The following is a 22,509-nucleotide window of genomic DNA, read 5'->3' as shown; positions in this document are numbered from 1 at the left end:
TTTCTATATTATTGCTTTAATAAATCTTCTAAAGTTTTCTTTACCTTTTGAATCTCTTTTAAACACTCCAGCGTATTCTAATACTTTAAGAAACTTTTTAGCAGTTTCAATTTTAACTATTTCTTGAGCATCCTCTTTTTTTACTGAATTTCTATAAATGGTCTTTAATTCTTCAGCCCAAGGTTTATGATAATCTTCAATTAGATTATCTTCTCCTAATATATATTTTTCAACTTCTTTAAGTTCATCTTTTAATCTACCTGGTAATACCGCCAGCCCCATTACTTCTATTAATCCTATATTTTCTTTCTTTATATGATGAACATCATCATGCGGATGGAATATTCCTAATGGATGTTCTTCACTAGTTCTATTATTTCTAAGCACTAAATCCATCTCGAAAAATCCGCTTCTTTTTCTAGCAATTGGCGTTATTGTATTATGCGGTATATCTCCAGTATAGGCATATATATCTGCCTCTTTATCAGTATATTCTCTCCACGCACTTAAGATCTTCTCAGAAGCATTAGTTAACTCCTCGGTAGTTTTACCTTTTAAACGGATTACTGACATTGGCCATTTAACTATAGAAGCTTCGATATTAGGATATTCACTAATCTTAAAAAACTCCTCATCTTCTGCTCTTTCCATAGCAAATTCATATCTACCGCCTTGATAGTGGTCATGAGATAATATTGATCCCCCTACTATTGGAAGATCTGCATTTGAACCAATAAAATAGTGTGGAAACATATCAACAAAACTTAACAATCTGCTAAATCCTGATCTATCTATTTTCATATCTCTATGAATTTCTGATAATAATATACAATGTTCATTATAATAAGCATAGGGTGAATATTGCAAAAGCCACTCTTCCTCAAATAAATCAACTCTTACCATTCTATGATTTGCTCTAGCAGGATGACCTACTCTGCCCTCATATCCTTCATTTTCTATGCACAATAAGCATTTAGGATAACTACTACTTTTTACTGCTTTTTCTTTAATTATATCCGTAGGATTCTTTTCTGGTTTTGATAAATTTATAGTTATATCAATATTTCCGTATTCTGTATCTGCCTTATAGTTTATATTTTTTGCTATAGCTTTTGTTTGAATATAATTACTATTTTTACTTAAATTAAAAAAGTATTCTGTGGCCTCTTTAGGATTAATTTTATAGTATTCATAAAACCTATCGTTAACTTCAGATGGTCTAGGCATAAAGCAATTCATAATATTTGTAGACAATATGTCTTTTTCATGAAAGCTGTCTTCAACTACTCCTTCTTCAACAGCATACTTAACTATATCCTCTAGAAAATCTGGTATATTTTTATCAATTTTTATATCACTTTTTATAAAATCATTTAATTTTAGCTGGGCCAATATCTGATTTCTTACATAGATCTCATCTTGTTTATCTATAAGACAACATTCAATTGCTTTATTTAATAACCCTTGTATTACTTCATAAACAAACATAATTATCCTCCAAAATTGCTATTCTTTAAGTTCTCCAGCCCCATCACCTATACTTGCAATATAAAAGTCAGCTTCATATCCTATAATATTTTTATATTTATTTCCTACATTTTTTATAAATTCATCTGTATTTTTCTTTTCAACCATTGCAATAGAACATCCACCAAAACCTGCTCCAGTCATACGAGCACCAACTACTCCTTCTTGCTCCCAAGCAGCTTCAACTAATGCATCTAATTCTTTTCCAGTGACTTCATAATCATCTCTTAGTGAAATATGGGACTTATTCATAAGTTCACCAAAAGCTAAAATATTTCCTTTATTTAATTTATCTAAAGCTTTAAGGGTACGTTGATTTTCATAAACAGCATGCTTAGCACGTTTAGTTAAAATTTCATCATCTATTATATACTTATTTTTTTCAAACTCCTCTTCACTAAGCTGTCCTAATGAATTAATATCAACTACCTTTTGTAATCTTCTTAAAGCCTCTTCACACTCATCTCTTCTTTCATTATATTTGGAATCTGCCAGTTCTCTACGTTTATTAGTATTCATAATAACTATGTCGTAATTTTCTAATTTTATTGGAGCGTATGAGTACTTTAGTGTTTCACAGTCAAGTAAAATTCCACACTCCTTTTTCCCCATTCCTATGGCAAATTGATCCATAATTCCACTATTAACCCCTATAAACTCATTTTCAACCTTTTTACCTATCTTAACCAAATCTATTCTATCTATATCTAATGAAAAAAGACCTTCTAGTATTACTCCAGTTGCTAGCTCTATTGATGCTGAAGAAGATAACCCTGCTCCATTAGGAATATTGCCATAAAAAAGTATATCTACTCCATAATTAATCTCATAACCAGCTTCCTTTAAATAACGGATCATCCCTTTAATATAGTTTGCCCAATCATGTTGTTTGTTATAGTCTAATTCTTCAAGACCAAATTCTATAACTCCTAGGTTTTTAAAATTCATAGAATACAATCGAAACTTATTTAAGTCATTTTTTCCTGCTAAGCCATAAGTCCCAAAAGTTATAGCTGCCGGAAATACATTACCACCATTATAGTCTGTATGCTCCCCAATAAGATTAATTCGACCTGGAGCAAAAAATATCCTAAAATCTTCTTTTCCAAAAATTCTTATAAACTCATTTTTACATTCCCTTAAATCCATAAAACTCTCCACCTTTTTAAAACTTATTATTTTAGTAAAATATATCTTTTATTTACTTTAATTTTACTTCTTTTTTACTTAGGTAGTCAATAGATTTATTAAAGGTTTTCATAGATTTTTAAACATAAAAATACCACCAAAAATTTATTTCAGTGGTAACTTTTATAATTTGTTTATTTCACTTGCTACAGCTTCCGGAAGCTTAGGATTTATTAACATTCCACTAGATAATTCAAATCCTCCAAGGCTTACTTTTCTTGGATATATATCTAAGAAAAAATGGAAGTTTTCATTTTCTAAAGAATAAAACCCTAAATTATAAGGAAAATCTTCTAATATATTTCTTAATTTACTCATTACATTTTCATATATTTCAGCAAAACTTATTAATACTTCCCCATCTAAATTTAAAAGTGATCCCTTATGTTCTAATAAAGCTATTCTTATTTGATATGCATTTACTGACGCAAAAGGCGCATAAGCAATAAAATGATTATTTCTAGCTACAATTCTCAATTTATCATTTTCTTCTTTTTCTATTTCATCACAAACATCACATGTTTCACCACATAGCTCTAAATACTTCTTAGGTATATGATCAAGTGCAATTATTTGCGAATGAGGATGTTCTAAAGATGCCCCTCCACCTCTCTTACAATTTTTAAATATCTGTACGTACTTAATCCTACCATCTTTTTTAATATTTTTTATAGCTACTTTATATGCTCTTAATATTTGAAAAAATCTTTCTTGTGTTATTGTATTTTCATCTCCATTATGATTACTATCCTCAATAACCACATAATGATGTCCGTAATTATCTTCCTCATCTATACTAACAACAGGATATTTATTATTAATAATTTTTATACCAAAATTATTCTTAAACTCAATAACTTCATCCATACTTTCATCCTCATTTCCTGGACAAAAAGGACAATCTTCTATATATATCTTAAGTGGTTTCTTTACTGTATCTTCAAAATTATTAGGTCTGTTCTCTCTCTTTTTAGCAAAAACAATATTTGACTTCGTTAAAAAATCATATCTAATATTCTTCATTAAACTACCTCTCAAAGTATCTTCCTTATAATTAGTATACACCTTATTACTGTAGCATACCACGTAGTGGTTGCATTAAATTCATTTTATATTAATGCTGTAGAAGTCTCGTAGAGGCTTCATTAAATTCATTTACTAATTCTGATGTTTTGATGTTCTAAACTTCTGCTCTTCTGATGTTCTAAACTTTTGATGTTCTGCACTTTTATACTGTAGGAGCGTTTCTTAAAAGGATTCTAATGAGATCTAAAAAAGGTCTCTATAGAGCAGTAGTGCAGCTCCATCAAATCCCTTTTCCTCCTAATCTTATACCTACTATAAAATTATATATGTTTAGCCTAATGTTTAGACTCTTTAGCCCTTTTTGCTTATGCTATATTTAAATATTCTATACAAAAAAACTGCCACATTTAGCTAAATATAATAGCTAATGTGACAGCTTATATTAAAATTACATACTTAATTCAAATTCTTTATCTTCTTCTTCAAAAGCAGCTCTATCTAATTCATTTTCTGATGCTGCAACTAAAGTAGATACAACTGCTGCTCCAGTAACATTTGTAGCTGTTCTAGCCATATCTATTACTGTATCAACTCCAAGTACTAAAGTAAGTCCTTCTATAGGTAATCCCATACCTGATAATACTACTGTTGCCATTATTGATGCAGTTCCTGGAACCCCTGCTGTACCTATAGATGCAACTGTTGTTAATCCTATTAATAAAAGATAACTTGAGAAGTCCATTGGTATGTTAAATACTTTTGCTACAAAAACTGCAACTATAGCTGGATATAATCCTGCACATCCGTTCATTCCCATATTAGCCCCTAATGGTGCTATAAATGTTGAAAGTTCTTCCGAAACTTTTACTCTTTCAGTTAAAGTTTTTATTGTTACAGGTAATGTACCATAACTACTTCTTGTAGTAAATGCTACTAATTGAGCTGGGAAAATCTTTTTAAAGAACTTCACTGGATTTAATTTTGCTACGAAAGCAATAAGTCCACCTTGAACTACAACTATTTGTATTATTGAAGCTAAGTATACTGCCCCTATAACTTTAATTAATGGTAATAAACTTGATATACCGTATTTAGCTGAAACTTGAGCCATTAATGCAAATACAGCGTATGGAGTTAATTGCATTACGAATCTTGTAACTCTAAACATTATTTGTGAGAAAGATTTAAAGAAATCTTTAACTGGTTTTACAAGCTCAGGTTTATTATGACCTTCTACTATTATTGCTACTGCTACGATTATTGAAAATACCATTACAGGTATTATCTTACCACTTGCTGCTTCTGATACTGGGTTTGCTGGAATTAAATCTAAAATTATTTGTGAAAATGTAGGAATCTCTCTAGCTTTAAACTCTTCTGATGCAACAAACTGTACGCCGTCACCTAAATTAAATGCTAAAGCAATAACTGTTCCTATTACTGCTGCTATAGCTGTTGTTAAGAAGAACCAACCTAATGTTTTTAAACCTATTTTCTTTAATCTTGCTGGGTCTTCTAAAGCTGTTATACTAGTAATTATTACTGAAACAACTAAAGGTACAACTAGAGCTTTAATAAGATTAACATATGCTCCACCTATTGTTTGTATATATTGAACATCATTTTGGAAAAATGAACCTATTACTACCCCTAAAACTAGAGCTAATAAAACTCTGTTTCCAAAACTAACTTTCTTTGTCTTTAAGAAATAAATTAGTGCTAAAATTAATACTGATAAAACAATTCCCATTATGAATTTCCTCCTTGAAATTAATTTTTTTATTTTTGGGACATAAAAAAATTCTCCCTCTATAATTCAGAGGCAGAATATATTCCGCGGTTCCACTCTGATTGAATATGTATTACACATTCATCTCAATTTCTCTATAACGTGAGAACCCGTACCACCTACTATTATTTCGGTTTAAAGCTCCTAGGTGCATTTCAATTATATTTCCTTAGAACTTTTTCACCATTAAGTTCTTCTCTGTAAAGTATTTATAATTTACTTTTCCTAATCACAGCCTGCATTCATATAATTCCTATAACATTACTGTGAAATTAGTATATTTCATTTTCTTATATATATCAATCCTTGTTTTATTCAAAATTTATTAACTATTTTAATTTTTATAGGTTTACACTCCTATTACCTCATTAATTTATATTCTTATTAAATAACAACTTTAATTAATAAAAAAATCTGAAGATAGAGTTTTCCCTCTTTCTTCAGATTTTTCTTATTGTATTTCTATAGTTTTTCTCTTCGTTTACCAGATTCAATAAAAAGCTCTTTTAGCTTATCTATATCTGCCTCTTTCACCGCATCCTTAATAGAATTTAATTGCTTTTCAAAATCTTCTATACTCTTTAGTAGATTCTCTTTATTGCCTAAAAATAGTTCACTCCATAATTCCTCATTTATATTAGCTATTCTAGTTAAATCTCTATATGAGTCTCCAATAAATGATCCCGTATCAAACTCTTGATTATCGCTATTTATTAACGCTACAGCAATTGCATGAGGTAATTGAGAGGTAAAAGATATGATTTTATCATGATCTTTTGGTGTTATCTTTCTAACCTTTTTAAAGCCTATTTTTAACACCAAATCTTCCATAAGCTTTAAATTAGCTTCTTTATTTTTGCTATGAGGAGTTAGAAGATAATTTGCTCCTTTAAACACTTCCTTTGATGCAAAGTCTATTCCTTTTTTTTCTCTACCAGCCATAGGATGACCAAATATAAAGTCTACACCTTCTGGGATTATATCTAAAGCTTCAGCTATAAAGGTTTCTTTTATACCTGTAACATCAGTTATTATAGCTCCATCTTTGAAATTGTCTTTATTCTTTTTAAGAAAATCTATAACAAGAGACGGGTATAATCCAATTATTATTAAATCACTTTCTTTAATAAACTCATCTCCAGATGTGCATCCCTTTGTTATTATCCCTAAATCTAAAGCCTTTTCTAAAGTTTCTTTATTTCTATCCACACCATAAATTTCATGCTCATTTAAAGCATTTAATGCCATTGCAAAGGAACCACCTATGACTCCTAAGCCTATTATAGTAATCTTCATATTTCTTACCTAATAGCTTATAAGTCTTAAAGCTTCCTTTCCTCAAGTTCAACTAAAACTTTTACTTTTTTCATGACATCATCAAAAACTTGTGGTTTAAGAGATTGACCACCATCGCTTAAAGCATTAGCTGGGTCATTGTGAACTTCTATCATAAGTCCGTCTGCTCCAGCTACTACAGCAGCTTTTGCCATAGATTCAACTAACCACCACATACCTCCAGCATGAGAAGGGTCTATTATTATTGGTAGATGAGTTAACTTTCTTAACACTGGTATAGCACTTAAATCTAAAGTATTTCTAGTGTAAGTTTCAAATGTTCTTATTCCTCTTTCACAAAGAATTACATTTTCATTACCGCCTGCCATTATATATTCTGCTGACATTATCCATTCTTCATAGGTTGCTGATAATCCTCTTTTTAAAAGTATAGGGGTAGAGCATTTACCTAATTGTTTTAAAAGGTCAAAGTTTTGCATATTTCTAGCTCCAACCTGTATTACATCTACTTTCTCTACAAATTCATCGATGTAGTCTGTAGACATTATTTCTGTAACTATTGGAAGTCCAGTTGCTTCTCTTGCTTTCATTAAAAGATTAAGCCCTTCAAGCTCTAAACCTTGAAAACTATAAGGGGATGTTCTAGGCTTAAAAGCGCCTCCTCTTAGGAAGTTAGCTCCTGATTTTTTAACCGCTTCAGCTACTTCTATTATCTGCTCTTCACTTTCTACTGAGCAAGGACCTGCCATAACAGAGAAATTACTTCCCCCAATCTTATTTCCTCGTACATCTATTATGCTATTATCTGGTTTAAATAATCTATTTGCTTTTTTATAAGGTTCTTGAACCTTTAGAACCTTATCTACTCCGTCTAGTGCCATAAGTTTGTCTCCATCTATTCTAGAAGTATCCCCAACTAACCCAATCACACAAAGACTATCTCCTTTTGAAACGTTAGTTTGAACACCTAATCCTTCTACTATTGCTACTACTTTTTTAATTTCTTCATCTTTCACGTTATTATTCATTATAACTATCATTACTACCGTCCTCCTACATTTTCATATAATTTAAATTTTTCTTAACCTACCGTACTACAAAACTACACTATAAAGAATTATTAGCTTCTTTATACTTGTTTACAATCTCTTCTACAACTTCATCTAAATTTTTATCATTTTTTATAATTATATGCGCATACTCTCTATAAAGATTGTACCTTTCTTCATATAATTTATATAACTTTTCTTTCCCATCTTTTAATAATGGTCTTGAGGAAACTTCTATATCTGACAATATATCATTAACTGTCCTATCTATAAATATTATTATACCTGTAGATCCAAGTAAATCAACGTTATGTTTCTTTTTTATTACTCCACCGCCAGTTGATATTATACTGTTTTGGATTTTACTTATCTCCTCACAGCATTTACTTTCCTCTTGTCTAAAATAATCTTCCCCATTTAAAAACATATCATTTATACTTTTTTTATATTTTGTTTTCATATATTCATCCATATCAACAAAATCATAATTCAGCTTTTCTGATACTAATTTTCCAATAGTAGTTTTCCCTGATCCTGGCATTCCTATTAGTACTAAATTTTTGCGCATGTTTTTCTCCTCACTCAAAATAATTTGCATAAATCTTCATATATTTCTTCCCCAATTTTTCCATCAATAGTTGTATTGTGCCAAATTTCTTCAGACTTTATAGCTTGGTCAATAAGCATATATAATCCATTTATAGCTTTTAATCCTTGGGATTCTGCTGTTAACAAGAACCTTGTTTTTAGTGGATTATAGATAACATCTACTGCCACTTTATACTTCATTATTATCTCTCCACTAACTGGCATGCCCTCTATACCCGGATACATACCTAAAGGAGTTGTATTAACGATTATATCTCCCGAGATTTCTTTAAGTTCTTCGTAATCCAAAGCTGTTACTCCTGAATATTTTTTACATACATTCTCTTTACTTCTAGAAACTAAATATATTTCTTTTGCTTTATTATCTTTAAAATACTGTATAATAGCCTTTGCTGCTCCCCCTGCACCTAAAACTACTACTGTTTTCCCTTCTACAGCAACATCTTCTCTTTTAAGCATATTTCCAAATCCAAAATAATCTGTATTATATCCATAAGATTTATTGTCTTTTATAACTACAGTATTAACTGCACCTATATTTTTTGCTTCTTCTGATATTTCATCCAAATACTTTATTATTTCTTCTTTATAGGGAATTGTTACATTTATTCCTGATATACCCAAAACTTTTAGAGAATCAATTACTTTACAGACATTTTCTTTTTCTACTTGAAATAAAGAGTATCTTGCTTTTAAATTTAAATTCTTGAATATAACATCATGAATTTCTGGGGATAATGAGTGAGTGAGTTTTTCTCCTAGCAAACCATATAATAACATAATATCCCCCTTAATATTTACTTTTATAAGCCCCTAACAACCTAAAATATGAACTATTTTTTTCTATTAATGTTAATACATCTTTAACCTTATCATCTTGTAAATTTCCTTGGAAATCTAAATAGAAATAGTACTCCCATGGTTCATTACCAACAGGTCTTGATTCAATTTTAAGCATATTTAAACCATAGTCATTTACAAACTTTAACACGTTAAATAAAGTACCTACTTTGTTTTCTAACTTAAATATAATTGATATCTTATCTTCCGAATTTTCTAGTTCTTTACCTATAACTATAAATCTTGTTTTATTGCTTTCTTCATTATTGATGTTTCTTTGAAGTATTTCAAGATTATAAATTTTTGCAGCTCTTTCAGATGCAATTGCAACCTTAGTAGTATCATTACCTTCACTAACTAATTTAGCAGCTAAAGCTGTATTATGATAAGGTATTTTCCTCCAATATTCATGAGCCTTTAAAAAGTTACTACTTTGTTGAAGTCCTTGGGGATGGGAATATACTTCCTTTATATCAGAAATTTCAGTTCCCTTAAGTCCTAGTAGATGTTGACTTATGGATATATACTCTTCTCCAATAATATAAAAGCCGTATTTTCTTAATAAATCATATACGTCATTTACTACACCTGCTGAGGAATTTTCTATAGGTAATACTCCATAATCTATTTTATCTTCTTTAAGCGCTTCAAAAACCCATTCAAACTGCTCATAGTTTACTTTCTTAACCTTATCACCAAAATACTTGATTAAAGCCTCTTCTGAAAATGCCCCCTCTACTCCACCATAACCTATTTTAAAACTATCAACGTCTTTTTTATCTCTACATGCTTTCACATCTAAACTTTCGTTTTTATCTGAAAAAACTTTTTTGCATTGATATTTTTTACTTACATTCATTAAATCACGAATAAATTCTTCGGCATATTCCTTCATGTCCTCATTAGTAACATACTTTAAATTTTTCTCTATAACCTTCTTTTCCCTATCTTCTTGAAATATTGGAAGATTATTTTCTTCTTTATATTTAGCTATATTGGCTACTAAAGCCATTCTTTCTTGAAATAGCTTTATGATTTCATAATCAATTTCGTCAATTTTACTTCTCCAGCCATCTAGTCCATCCATTATTTTCACCCCATCATCAAATCTAAAATTCCTAGTGCTGTTACTGATTCTATAACAACTACAGCTCTAGTTACTATACAAGGATCATGTCTTCCTACAACTTGAAGTTTATCATTAGCCTTATTAACTACATCAACCGTATCTTGATATAAACCTATTGATGAAGTTGGTTTTACAGCTGCCCTAAATATAATCGGCATACCATTAGTAATTCCTCCTAAGATACCACCATTATTATTAGTTTTTGTTTTTATTTCATCGCCCTCATAATAATAGCTATCATTTGCTTCAGAACCTTTCATTTTAGTAATTCCAAAACCTGCTCCAAATTCAATTCCTTTTACTGCTGGAACAGAGAACATTAAATGAGCCAAAGTGCTTTCAACTGAGTCAAAAAATGGATTTCCTACTCCTGCTTGTATTCCTGTAACAGCGCATTCTACCACTCCACCTAATGAGTCTGCCTGCTTTTTAGTAGCTAAAATAAGTTCTCTCATTTCTTCGCCTTTGTCCTTATTTATGGTTGCTATATCGCCTTCTTTTAAAGAAGTTAATAAAGCTTCATCTATAGCTAATGGATTAAAGCTATCATCTTCAATACTATTTATAGATTTAATGTGTGCACCTATTGTTATACCTTTTTCTTTTAATATTTGTCTTGCTATAGAACCTGCAAATACAAGTGGAGCAGTTATTCTACCTGAAAAGTGTCCACCACCTCTAACATCATTAAATCCATTATATCTAATCATAGCTGGATAATCTGAATGCCCTGGTCTCATTAAACTTTTAAGTTTAGAGTAATCTTGGCTTCTAGTATCTCCATTTCTTATGATTCCACAAAGAGGTGCTCCAGTTGTTCTTCCTTCAAATACACCGCTTACTATTTCTACTTTATCGCCTTCTTTTCTTGCAGTAGCTATCTTACTTCTACCTGGTGCTCTTCTTTCCATTTCTTTTTCTATAGCTTCCATATCTAAAAGTATACCTGAAGGCAGCCCACTTATATTAATTCCTAAGGCTATTCCATGAGATTCACCAAAAATAGATATTTTTATATTATTTCCCCAAACGCTCATCTACTTTCCCTCCTAATAATTTATAATCTCTCCAAAAGCTAGGATAAGATTTTTTTACACAACTTGGATTTTCTATAATAACTTCATCCTTGGCACAAGTAGCTGCTATAGCTAAACTCATAGCTATTCTATGATCATCCCAAGAACTCACAGTTCCTCCAATTAAATATTCCACTCCTTCTATTAATAAAGAGTTTTCTAATTCTGTTACACTAGCACCTAACTTATTTAATTCTCTAGTAATGGCTTTTAACCTATCACATTCTTTTATTCTAAGTCTTTCTGCATTTATTACCTTAGTTATTCCTGTAGTTAAGGAAGCTAAAACAGTTAAAACAGGTATAATATCTGGACACTGAGCTGCATCTATTATTGTTGGAGTTAAATCTTTTACTTTAGCTTTAATTCCTTCTTCTTTAGATAAGATTTCACATCCCATTCTTTCTATTATTTCTATAACTTCTTTATCTCCTTGAAGAGAATCCATGTTCAAGTCCTTAACTAAAACATCACTTCCTAAGGCATCTGCAACTAAAAAGAATGCTGATTGAGAAAAATCACCTTCTACTTTATAATCCTTAGGTGTATAGTTCTGATTACCTTTGATTATAAATTCCTTATAGTCATTATTTACTACATTAACTCCATAGTAATTCAACATACTTAAAGTTAAATCTATATATCCTTTTGATTCTAAATTAGTAGTTATAATAATTTTAGAATCTTCTTTAATAAGAGGAAGCGTAAATAGTAATCCACTTATAAATTGAGAACTTATATCTCCTCTTATCTTAAACTCTTCACCCTTAATGCTCCCTTTAACTTTAAGGTCAAGTTCTCCTTCCTTATAGCTATACTCAATTCCTTGTCTATCGAATATCTCATAATAAGTTGTTAAAGGTCTTTTTCCTAAATTACCTTTACCTATAAATCTCATTTCTGCTTCTTTAGCTATAGCTAGTGGAACCATAAACCTTAAGGTTGATCCAGATTCGTTACAATCTATTTCTCCAGCATTTTTGGAGAAAACCCTACTACCATCTATCTCTAAATGATCATCAAATATCTCTATTTCAGATCCTAAAGCTCTCATAGCATTTATAGTTGCAATTATATCGTCAGAGTATTCAATATTAGTTATCTTACTTTTTCCTTTACTTAATGAAGCACATATAACTGCTCTGTGAGCCATACTTTTTGATGGTGGAATTTTAACTTCTCCATTAAGCTTTCCTGGAGTAATCTTAACACTATTCATTTAATAGCCCCCTTAATTAAATATCCGAAAAGAAATTTTCATTACTTAGATATATATAACTTTCACCGATTTCTTTTAAGAGTATTAAACTTAAGGAGTTATTGATATTTTTTTTATCTAATTTTATTACATTAATCAATTCATCAATATTTTCTCCGTCTAAAGAATAAGGCAAGTCATATTTAATAAGAATATCTTTTATTTCTTCTGCTACACCCTCAGCTACTAATCCTTTACTATAAGCACTTTTCATTATCTGATACATACCTATAGCTACTCCTTCCCCGTGAGTATATCTTTCATATTTATAATACTGCTCAATTGCGTGACCTAAAGTATGACCAAAGTTAAGAAGCATTCTTTCCCCAGTATCTTTTTCATCTTCCTCTACAACTTTTCTTTTAATATCACAGCAAGTATATACTATTTCTTCAATATCTTCTATTAACGCTTTTTTATCTTTATAAGCCTTAAGTTTATCAAATAAATCTTTATCTTTAATACAGCCGTATTTTATTACTTCTGCTAAACCGTCTTTAAATATTCTATCTGATAAAGTATTTAAAACCTCTGGATCTATAATAACAATTTTAGGGTGGTAGAAGCCTCCTACTAGATTTTTACCTTTTTCTAAATCAACTCCTACCTTTCCTCCAACACTTGAATCAACCTGTGCTAAAAGTGTAGTAGGAATTTGAATAAAAGGTACTCCTCTTAAATAAGTTGAAGCTACAAACCCAGCTAAGTCTCCTACAACTCCTCCTCCTAATGCAAGGATTATGTCAGTTCTAGTTAATTTAAACTCTAATAGTTCATTATATACAGCTGGTAGTGTAGAGAAAGATTTACTCTTTTCTCCTGCTGGAATAACTATAGCTTTTGCTGTATATCCTTCTGCTTCAAGCTCTTCCTTAATGAGATCACCATATATTCCATAAACAATATTGTCTGATATTATTGCTATTTTCTTTCCCTTAAACTTATCTTTAAGGTGTTTGCTAATATTTTTTATACTTCCTTTTTCAATTATAATCGGGTATGAGTTTTCTTCTAAATTTACCTTTAGTTCCAAGGCTCCATCCCCCTTAATTATATTTCTCTTCCTACAGCCTGAGCTATTACAGAAAGTTCTTTAACTAACTTATCATACTCTTCTGGTCTAATAGATTGTGGTCCATCACATAAAGCATTTGCTGGATCATTATGAACCTCTATAATAAGTCCATCGGCCCCAACGGCTACAGCTGCTTTTGATAAAGGATCTACCATCCAGTTCTTCCCTGCTGCGTGACTTGGATCAATTACTACTGGTAAATGACTTAATCTCTTTATTGCAGGTACTGCACTTAAATCTAGAGTGTTTCTTGTATAAGTTTCGAAGGTTCTTATGCCTCTTTCACAAAGTATTACTCTTTCATTACCACCAGCCATAATGTATTCAGCTGACATTAAAAGTTCTTCGATAGTTGCTGATAATCCTCTCTTTAAAAGTATAGGTTTATCAATCTTACCTAATTCTTTTAGTAAATCGAAGTTTTGCATATTTCTAGCTCCGATTTGAATTATATCAACATCTTCAACAAATCTTTCTAAATACTTCTCAGACATTAACTCAGTAACTATTGGTAATCCAGTTTCTTTTTTAGCTATTTTTAATAGATCTAATCCTTCTGCCTCTAATCCTTGGAAGCTGTATGGAGAAGTTCTTGGCTTAAATGCTCCTCCTCTTAATAGTCTTGCTCCTGATTCTTTAACATTTTTAGCTATTCCTATAATTTGATCTTCACTTTCTACTGAACATGGTCCAGCTATTAAAGCTATCTTTTTTCCTCCAATAGAAATATCGTCAGTTATTTTAACTTCAGAATTTTGTGGATGAAATAATCTATTAGCTTTCTTGAAAGGTTCTTGAACATGCATTACTCTTTCAACACTTTTATTAGCTTCTATTTTTCTTGCATCTATTTTAGTGGTATCACCAATTAATCCTAAGATTATTAAGTCTTTACCTATAACTGGATGTACTTCTACCCCAAGTCTTTCAATAGATTTTGATAATTTTTCTACTTCCTCTTGTGCTGTTTTTGGTTTTAAAATTACTATCATATAAATTGCCCCCTTAATGATTTTTTATAATAAAAAAATAAGACTCATCTAATGAGTCTTATTATTCCAACATAATTAATTCTTGATACAAGGTTTTAAGGTTATTTCTACTCATTAGAAATTAACAGTATTTTATTGCAGAACGATGAACCAGCGCTAAAATAAAAGCCCCAGCTAAAGTAAAAGTATCCAAATAATTGTCCTGCTATTCTATTAACTCCTTTAAGCATACTAACCTCCTATGTGAATTTCTGTAAAAATCTTTTTCTAAATTGTATACTAATAAAAATAGTATGTCAATACTGAGAAAACTTTTTCATTAATTTTTATTTAAATTTTTTATATATTCTCAATATTTCTATATTTTTCTTAACGCTTTTATAGAAATAATACACTGCTCCCCATTTTTCATAGTTATTTTCCTGCTCAATTTATTTATCTCAGATATATTTTTTTTATTTACTAAATAAGATTTATGTACTCTTATAAAATTTTCATCTAAATCCTCTTCTATATCCTTCATTTGTCCATAGAATTCGACTTGCCTATCTGTAGCATGAAGTACAATTTTATGAATTTTCTTGGAAGTTTCAAAAAAAAGTATTTTATCATATTCAACATTAATTATTCTTTCATCAGTATTTATAGTAAAAACATCATTGTCTTTTTTTCTTCTGCTATATTTATCAAGAGCTTCTAAAATACATTGATGTATTCTATTTTTTATATTTAAATAATCATCCTTTATAATATAATCTAAGGCTTCAACTCTATAAACAAAAGTCAAATAGCTCATTTCTGCATGAGTCGTAACAAATATAACAAATCCTCTTGAGTCATATTTTCTTATTTTTTCTGCCAATCTTATACCATCTATATTAGAATTTAAATCTACATCTAAAAAATACACACCTGAGTATTTGCTTTGTTTAACATATTCTATTAGCTCGTACGGATCACCTGTACTTAAAGCTAACTTCATATCTAAGTTCTCTATTATAGTTATGTCATCAATAAATTTAGCAAAACTATCTCTTTGCTTTTCGTCATCTTCACAAACATATATATTTAGCATAACTCCCCCTATTTAACTATTAGAAATTTGTAAAACTTGAGTAAATTCGCCTTTGTCAGCCTTTGTATCTAGTGATATAGTGTGGTATTTATTGACTATTTCTTTTAAGTTATATAAACCTAACCCTCTATTGTCACCCTTAGTTGAAAAACCTTTCTCAAATATTCGATATATCTGAGGAGTTCTTTCCACACATGAATTTATAAAAACTAAAAGGACAAAATTCTCTTTTTGTATAAAAGTTAATTTTATCCATGATTTTTCACATTCAATAGCAGCTTCAATGGCATTATCTAATAATATACCTATAGTTCTGCTTAAATCTATTATATCCATATCAATCTTGTCCACTGGCTCTACAATGTCTACCAATACATCTATCCCAAGCTCCTGCGCTCTTATAACCTTAGATGCTATAAGTCCCTTGATTTCTGTGATATGTATATTTTGTAGTAACCCTATTCTGTTGTTTTTTCTATTCATTTCACTATTTAAAGGAACAATTTTTTTATAAAAAAATTCCTCCAAACCTTCTATATTTTTTTCTTCTATGTATCCAGACATTGCAGTTAATATGTTAGTGTAGTCATGTCTAAAGCCTCTCATATCATTATACATAGCTTCCAAATTAGAGTTATACTCTTTTAAGTTTTCTAATTCTATTTTACGATTTTCATATTGTATTTCTTTTTTCATGTTGTTTGCTACAACAAAAGTAATTACTGACATTGATATAAGATAAACTATCATCAATGCAACATAAATAAGCATTGTTGTATTCCTAGCCATATATGTTTGGGCTACAATGGCATTTAAGTAATATGTAATAGCTATTATACAAATGTTAACTATCATTAATATAGTCATTTTGTTTTTTATTTTTATATTTTCTGGATTAACTTTGAACTTTCTAATTAGAAATCTAACCACTTGAGTAATAATTATAACTATTACTAGCATTCCTATATGTACCATTATTTTAAAACGTGGAATTTCCATAGCCGTATAGAATTCCTCGCCTATAATTGGTATTGCTATACTTGCTACTAACCCATCTGATATAAAAACTATAATAGTTGCAAAAATACAATTAATAATATTCAAAAATAATCTCTTATTATCAAAATACAGAAGTAAAAAACTTATTAAAAACATTATTGGCATACCTAAGGATACATTAATAGTTGCAATAGGTATCATAAAAAGATCTACAATTATAAAATTCTTTATAATTTTTTTCTTATCTACGTCAACAATGCCTATATTATATACTGAAAAAATAAAAGAAAAACAAGCTATTGTTACAATAATGAAATTAAACAAAATTCTTCCCCCACTAGTTGCCTTTTTATTTAATATTAGCAGATATGTACTATAACTTCAATTATTTACTATTCTTCTTCCTTTAAAAGTTCTTCAGGCATTTTAGTTTCATATGCCATCCAAAATATACACTTTGAAGTTGAATTTTCTGCAACCTTAACAGATGCTTTCTCAACTCCATCTAACACCATATCCTTTAATTCTTCAAATAGTCCCTTGTTCATATCTCTCATAATTTTTATACCTCCTTTTAAATACCTTATAGGTTATTGGCATTATCATAAATGCCTCTAGCAGATTTCCATAGGTTATTAAAAAACCTACCCTAAAGTCTTTAAAGTATATAGCTAAAATAAGTGTAATTAGCCATACATAAATCGATTTTCTTTTTAACTTATCTCTCTTTTTCTTTCCAAGTAATGGTCTTGCCTCTGTATCTGCTGGGGAAAAGGCAAGAATACTGATAATTGAAATAGTAAACATACCTGCTAGTATAAACTTATTTTCTAGTACATAACTACTTAAAAATGCTCCAGAAAAAAAACATATTATAGTAGTTAATGTACATCCTAAGCTTGTGGAAGCATGTACACCATAAGCATATCTTCTTAATGCTCCATAACTTATCATTATTATAAGGATTGTCCAAAATATATTTAACATAGCTGCTAGAGCCATGATAAATGCGCTCTTTGTAAAATTTATCAAAACAATTTCTATTCCATATTTAACTATATTTTCATTAAAATTAGGATTACTACTCCTAGTTTTTAAAACTTGAGTTAAATTATTAGATATTTCTTCAATGTAATTTTTTCTTTTAATTTTCACAGTTTTCATAAAATCACCACAACTTTAATTAATCTTTGCTTATTAAAGCATATTGAACCCCTAATGATACAGCAATTCCAGTCATTAATAGTATTTTTATTATAAACTCTATACCACTTAATAAAACTAAAGGAATCAATAGCAAAGTAAATACTAAAAATAATGCTATGCTATCTTTCAAAATTTTCCACCTCTATAAAGTATTATTATCCACCATAAATTTACAATATTTATCTTAATATAAATATTAGCATAAAAATGTATAATATTCACACTTATATAACAATGCATAATTTAAAGGTAAAAATCATACTTATTTTCATAAATTTCTACGTTTATTACTAAATATTGAATGTTTATTACATTGATAATTTTGTAGAAATATCTAATATATAGGTAACTTATGCAGGATAAAACAAACAGAGACTTTACCTAATAATCGGTAAAGTCTCTGTTTTTCTATTATTAATCAACATTAATCAACTTTAAATTCTCATTATTTTTTTCTTCTGTAGCCGCAATCTGAAGCATTGCCACTTTAGGAAGCTCTATTCCAATAGTTTCTTTTATAACTTCTTCTATTGTTTCAACAAGAATAAATTCTAAATCCTCTCTAACTTCTTGTGGAACATCTTTTATATCCATCTCATTATCTTTAGGTAAGATAACTCTCTTAATACCTGAACGGTGTGCTGCTATTACTTTTTCCTTGATTCCACCAACTGGTAGAACAGCTCCTCTTAAGGATATCTCACCTGTCATAGCTAACTTTGGATCTACTTCTATTCCTGTAATCAATGAAGCTATAGTTGTAAATAAAGCTACTCCGGCTGATGGACCATCTTTAGGTATAGCACCTGCTGGGACATGGATGTGTAAATCATTTTTATTTAATTCAAGATACTTTAGATTTAAAGCAAACCTTGAACGAATTAAGCTTTGTGAAATTCTTGCTGATTCCTTCATTACATCTCCAAGTTGTCCTGTTAACATTAATTGGCCATTACCTGGCATAAATACACCTTCAATGAATAATATATCTCCTCCTACTGGAGTCCAAGCTAACCCTGTAACTACACCTGGAGCGTTTTTTTGATTAACCTTATCATAACGAGCTATTTCATGACCTAAAACATCAAATAGCATGTCTTCTTTTATTATATGTGGAAGTTTAACCTTATTAAGAACTATCTTTTCTGCTGAAACTCTTGCAACTGAAGATAATTGTCTCTTTAAACTTCTTACTCCCGCTTCTCTTGTATAATTATCTATTATGGCTTTCATAGCTTCATCATCAATTTGAAGTTGACTAGAGTTTAGACCATTTTCTTCTAAAACAGCTGGTAATAAATGATCTTTTGCTATATAAAACTTTTCTTTACTTGTATAGCTTGATATATCTATTATCTCCATACGATCTCTTAGTGGTCCTGGTATACTTCTTAATGAATTAGCAGTTGCAATAAAGAATACATCCGATAAATCATACGGTACTTCTAAGTAGTGATCTGCAAAAGTATTGTTTTGCTCTGGATCTAAAACTTCTAATAAAGCACTTGCTGGATCACCACTATTTGAAACCATCATCTTATCTATTTCATCTAAAATGAATACTGGATTCTTTTCTCCTGCCTTTTTCATTCCTTGAATTATTCTACCTGGTAAAGCTCCTATATAAGTTCTTCTATGTCCTCTGATCTCTGCTTCATCTCTTATTCCACCTAAACTAATACGGACATATTTTCTTCCCAAGGCTTCAGCTATACTTTTTCCAAGGCTTGTTTTTCCTGTTCCTGGAGGCCCTACTAAAAGTAATATTGATCCTTGTTTGTTTTCTTTTAGCTTCAATATGCTTAAGTGCTGTATTATTCTATCCTTAACCTTATCAAGACCATAATGCTTGCTGTTAAGTATCTCTCTAGCCTTTTCAATATCTATATCCTTAACCTTATTCTTTTCCCAAGGGAGACTAACTAATAAATCAAGATAAGTTTGAATAACATTTGCCTCTGAGCTATTAGGTCCTTGCCTTTCAAACTTCTCTAATTCACTTAAAGCAATCTCTTTTACTTCTTCAGGCATGTTAGCAGCTTCTATTTTTTCTCTATAATTTTTTTTATTTTTACTCTTAACATTATCCTCTGACCCTTCATTCAACTCTTCTTGGATAGCTTTAAGTTGTTGTCTTAACATGTTTTCTCTATAGCTTTTATTAACTTTATCATTAAATTTTTGAGCAAGCTCCATCTGGAATTGAATAGTTTCTTTTTGCTCTATTAGTATATCTAAAAATCTTAAACTCTTCTTTCTTAAAGAACGAATTTCTAAGAAAGCTTGTTTCTCACTAAAAGATAGATTCATAAATGGGAATACATATGCTATTATTCCTTGAATATCCTCTAGGCTGTTTACATATTCAACATAAGTTTCAGAGCCTCTGAAATTTTTACTTATTTCTGAAATTAGGTTTCTCATGTATTGCATGATTTCTTTTTGATTTTGTTTGTCCAGGTCTTCTATATCAGGTATAGTGCTATAAATAGCTTTGAAGTTATTGTCTTCTAACACAAAGTCCTCAACTTCTACCCTTTCTATAACTTCTAAAGTTATATTATATCCATCTTTAATCTTTTTGCTTTCTTCAAGCTTTACTAATGTTCCAACTGTATAAAAATCTTCTCTAGAAAAATCTCCACCTTCATATTCCTCTCTAATAGCTAATGCTACACCATAAAAATTCTCATTCTCCATTTTATTAGTAATATGTTTTCCTATTTCTGAATTAACCTTTAATGTTATTGATTTTCCTGGCATTAAAACTGTATTTGGGATTGCTATTATAGGTAATGCTGTATTATTAATTAAATCTTTCATTTTCATCATCTCCATCGAAATTATTCGATAGTTCTATTTTTATCGAACTATCCATTAAAAATTTTTTCTTTATTCCCAAATTATTGTTACAAATTTGTTTAATAGTTCTTTGTTTAAGCTGTAATAATGATATATACCATCCTTGCGAAGTTCAATAAGTCCACAATCTGCTAATTGCTTCATGTGATGTGATAAAGTTGACTTAGCACATATGCAAGTTTTATATTCTATTTCATTACAACTTAATTCCTCAGTCTTATATAAAATCTGAATTATTTTTATTCTTGTAGGCTCTCCTAAAGCCTTATAAACTTTAACTGCTTGTTGTATAGTATTTTCATCAAGTTTCATAAAGACTTCCTCACCTTGTAGTTCTATAATTATAGAACTATAGTATCATAACTAATAATTATTGTCAATAGCTGTAGTTACCTGTAATTTATTTCTTTTTTCAGAATTTTACAAATAATAAAAAGAGGCTATCACAAATTACTCTGCAATAATCTCTTATAAATATCATATTTAAAAAGCTGCTTTTAATCTTGGAGTGGATACATTGAATTTCTGAGCTGTATTAAATACTTCTTGTAATGCGTAACCGGGTTTGCTGTTATTGTATACCATAAATTTACGTGACAGACTTTTGGGAGCAAACACAACTTTGCCTAACAAAAATCCTAAAAACTTATGGGGTAGATATGCAAAAAGATTAGTGATTAAATCAATTTTAGCACCCTTTGCCTTTAATACAGGAACAATTTCCCTCAAATTCAAGCCGATGTTTGAAAGTGATTGCGGTGACTCCATCATATTACTAAAACTTCCACACTTAACAAGTTCTACTTCCATAGCCGCATTTATCGCAAAATGATTCCATAACCAACTACGCACATCTTTTAGTGTACTAACTTTAAATTCCGCACCCCAAAAGAGCTGTTTCACTTCTTCAATACGAGTTTCCACCCCATGCCTTGCCCCTTCAATAAAGACAGTTTTTAAGAAGCCACCTCTCAACTTATTATTTTCAATGCCGCCGCCTGCACCTGGGAAACCAAACACAACTTGATTCAATGGAATAGGAACTACTTCTGTCTTTAGGTCTTGCCAAAAGTTGTTGAAAAACAATACCGTTGCGTTTCCAACACGATTTTTTAAATAGTCAACTGCGCTAGAAACCTGTTCAGTATTTACACTTACAAAGATAAGGTCATAATCATGGTTAGGATTAACTTCTTCATGCAAAGTTATTTTCCAATTTTCATTTACGAACTTTCCTTTCAAGCTTTTTCTTGCGTCCCATATTTCAAGCTGGACTGAATTACCATAGGTTTCTTTTCTTCCTTTTCTGACGTAAAACTCCACTGTATGACCTGCCTTCTCAAACGCCCAAGCATATTGAGTAGATACTACACCTCGTCCAAAAAATAATATTTTCATTCTGTTCCCCTCCAAATGACATTTGTTGTTTTTTCAACAAATGTTTGATAAAATAAATATAAACATTATTAACTCATTAATCAATGGTTGATATTACAGCTTTTGTTGAATACTC

22 protein-coding genes and 1 other annotated feature are annotated in these 22,509 nt (G+C 30.0%); all 22 genes read right to left on the bottom strand.

From position 1 onward, the window contains the following. Positions 1-3: 3 nt before the first annotated feature. Positions 4-1,488: a UDP-glucose--hexose-1-phosphate uridylyltransferase gene (gene galT, locus P8F83_RS00460; RefSeq protein WP_326512997.1), complete on the bottom strand. Its 1,485-nt coding sequence runs from the start codon at positions 1,486-1,488 to the stop codon at positions 4-6. A gap of 18 nt (positions 1,489-1,506) precedes the next feature. Beyond that, positions 1,507-2,676 (bottom strand): galactokinase, encoded by a 1,170-nt coding sequence (locus P8F83_RS00455; protein ID WP_326512996.1) that lies wholly within the window; start codon positions 2,674-2,676, stop codon positions 1,507-1,509. 162 nt (positions 2,677-2,838) lie between these two features. Beyond that, positions 2,839-3,738, bottom strand: coding sequence for a galactose-1-phosphate uridylyltransferase (locus P8F83_RS00450; RefSeq protein ID WP_326512995.1), 900 nt, complete (start codon positions 3,736-3,738; stop codon positions 2,839-2,841). A 451-nt stretch (positions 3,739-4,189) separates the two neighbouring features. Further along, a complete protein-coding gene (locus P8F83_RS00445) occupies positions 4,190-5,491 on the bottom strand; it encodes a dicarboxylate/amino acid:cation symporter (RefSeq protein WP_326512994.1) in 1,302 nt (433 codons plus the stop codon). 65 nt (positions 5,492-5,556) lie between these two features. Continuing rightward, positions 5,557-5,772, bottom strand: a binding site (T-box leader). A gap of 220 nt (positions 5,773-5,992) precedes the next feature. Continuing rightward, complete coding sequence (locus tag P8F83_RS00440) at positions 5,993-6,826, bottom strand: prephenate dehydrogenase (protein WP_326512993.1); 834 nt, start codon at positions 6,824-6,826, stop codon at positions 5,993-5,995. Between the two features lie 26 nt (positions 6,827-6,852). After that, entirely contained in the window at positions 6,853-7,866 is a 1,014-nt protein-coding gene (gene aroF, locus P8F83_RS00435) for a 3-deoxy-7-phosphoheptulonate synthase (protein ID WP_315114406.1), read from the bottom strand. A gap of 67 nt (positions 7,867-7,933) precedes the next feature. Next, a complete protein-coding gene (locus P8F83_RS00430; RefSeq protein ID WP_315114408.1) occupies positions 7,934-8,443 on the bottom strand; it encodes a shikimate kinase in 510 nt (169 codons plus the stop codon). A 14-nt stretch (positions 8,444-8,457) separates the two neighbouring features. After that, positions 8,458-9,264: a shikimate dehydrogenase gene (gene aroE / locus P8F83_RS00425; protein WP_326512992.1), complete on the bottom strand. Its 807-nt coding sequence runs from the start codon at positions 9,262-9,264 to the stop codon at positions 8,458-8,460. A 10-nt stretch (positions 9,265-9,274) separates the two neighbouring features. After that, on the bottom strand, positions 9,275-10,411 hold the full coding sequence (locus P8F83_RS00420) for a chorismate mutase (protein ID WP_326512991.1): 1,137 nt from the start codon (positions 10,409-10,411) through the stop codon (positions 9,275-9,277). Between the two features lie 5 nt (positions 10,412-10,416). Beyond that, entirely contained in the window at positions 10,417-11,490 is a 1,074-nt protein-coding gene (gene aroC, locus P8F83_RS00415) for a chorismate synthase (RefSeq protein ID WP_326512990.1), read from the bottom strand. Beyond that, the gene (aroA, locus tag P8F83_RS00410) at positions 11,471-12,748 is read right to left on the bottom strand and encodes a 3-phosphoshikimate 1-carboxyvinyltransferase (protein WP_326512989.1); all 1,278 of its coding nucleotides are present in this window, start codon (positions 12,746-12,748) and stop codon (positions 11,471-11,473) included. Before aroA ends, aroC begins: the two co-directional genes overlap by 20 nt. Before the next feature lie 16 nt (positions 12,749-12,764). After that, positions 12,765-13,820: a 3-dehydroquinate synthase gene (gene aroB, locus P8F83_RS00405; RefSeq protein WP_315114419.1), complete on the bottom strand. Its 1,056-nt coding sequence runs from the start codon at positions 13,818-13,820 to the stop codon at positions 12,765-12,767. Between the two features lie 17 nt (positions 13,821-13,837). After that, positions 13,838-14,854, bottom strand: coding sequence for a 3-deoxy-7-phosphoheptulonate synthase (gene aroF, locus P8F83_RS00400; protein WP_021803114.1), 1,017 nt, complete (start codon positions 14,852-14,854; stop codon positions 13,838-13,840). A gap of 107 nt (positions 14,855-14,961) precedes the next feature. Further along, entirely contained in the window at positions 14,962-15,084 is a 123-nt protein-coding gene (locus tag P8F83_RS00395; RefSeq protein WP_275299559.1) for a hypothetical protein, read from the bottom strand. Positions 15,085-15,212: 128 nt separating this feature from the next. Next, a complete protein-coding gene (locus P8F83_RS00390; RefSeq protein ID WP_021803115.1) occupies positions 15,213-15,929 on the bottom strand; it encodes a LytR/AlgR family response regulator transcription factor in 717 nt (238 codons plus the stop codon). A gap of 12 nt (positions 15,930-15,941) precedes the next feature. Then, positions 15,942-17,252, bottom strand: a complete 1,311-nt coding sequence (locus tag P8F83_RS00385) for a sensor histidine kinase (RefSeq protein WP_326512988.1) — start codon at positions 17,250-17,252, stop codon at positions 15,942-15,944. Between the two features lie 68 nt (positions 17,253-17,320). Further along, positions 17,321-17,485, bottom strand: coding sequence for an AgrD family cyclic lactone autoinducer peptide (locus P8F83_RS00380; protein WP_181602648.1), 165 nt, complete (start codon positions 17,483-17,485; stop codon positions 17,321-17,323). After that, on the bottom strand, positions 17,457-18,092 hold the full coding sequence (locus P8F83_RS00375; protein ID WP_326512987.1) for an accessory gene regulator B family protein: 636 nt from the start codon (positions 18,090-18,092) through the stop codon (positions 17,457-17,459). Before P8F83_RS00375 ends, P8F83_RS00380 begins: the two co-directional genes overlap by 29 nt. A gap of 19 nt (positions 18,093-18,111) precedes the next feature. After that, positions 18,112-18,264, bottom strand: a complete 153-nt coding sequence (locus P8F83_RS00370; RefSeq protein WP_156337861.1) for a hypothetical protein — start codon at positions 18,262-18,264, stop codon at positions 18,112-18,114. Positions 18,265-18,548: 284 nt separating this feature from the next. Next, positions 18,549-20,957 carry an endopeptidase La gene (gene lon, locus P8F83_RS00365; RefSeq protein ID WP_326512986.1) on the bottom strand — a complete coding sequence of 803 codons (2,409 nt, stop codon included), beginning with the start codon at positions 20,955-20,957 and terminating at the stop codon, positions 18,549-18,551. 69 nt (positions 20,958-21,026) lie between these two features. Continuing rightward, positions 21,027-21,308, bottom strand: coding sequence for an ArsR/SmtB family transcription factor (locus P8F83_RS00360; RefSeq protein WP_021803117.1), 282 nt, complete (start codon positions 21,306-21,308; stop codon positions 21,027-21,029). Between the two features lie 171 nt (positions 21,309-21,479). Then, a complete protein-coding gene (locus tag P8F83_RS00355) occupies positions 21,480-22,394 on the bottom strand; it encodes a ketopantoate reductase family protein (RefSeq protein ID WP_326512985.1) in 915 nt (304 codons plus the stop codon). Positions 22,395-22,509: the final 115 nt, after the last annotated feature.

Origin of the sequence: Clostridium intestinale, assembly GCF_035905475.1 — a bacterium.
Taxonomy (GTDB): domain Bacteria; phylum Bacillota; class Clostridia; order Clostridiales; family Clostridiaceae; genus Clostridium_T; species Clostridium_T intestinale.
Note: the sequence above shows the minus strand (reverse complement) of the source record. Positions and strands in the feature narration are given on the sequence as shown.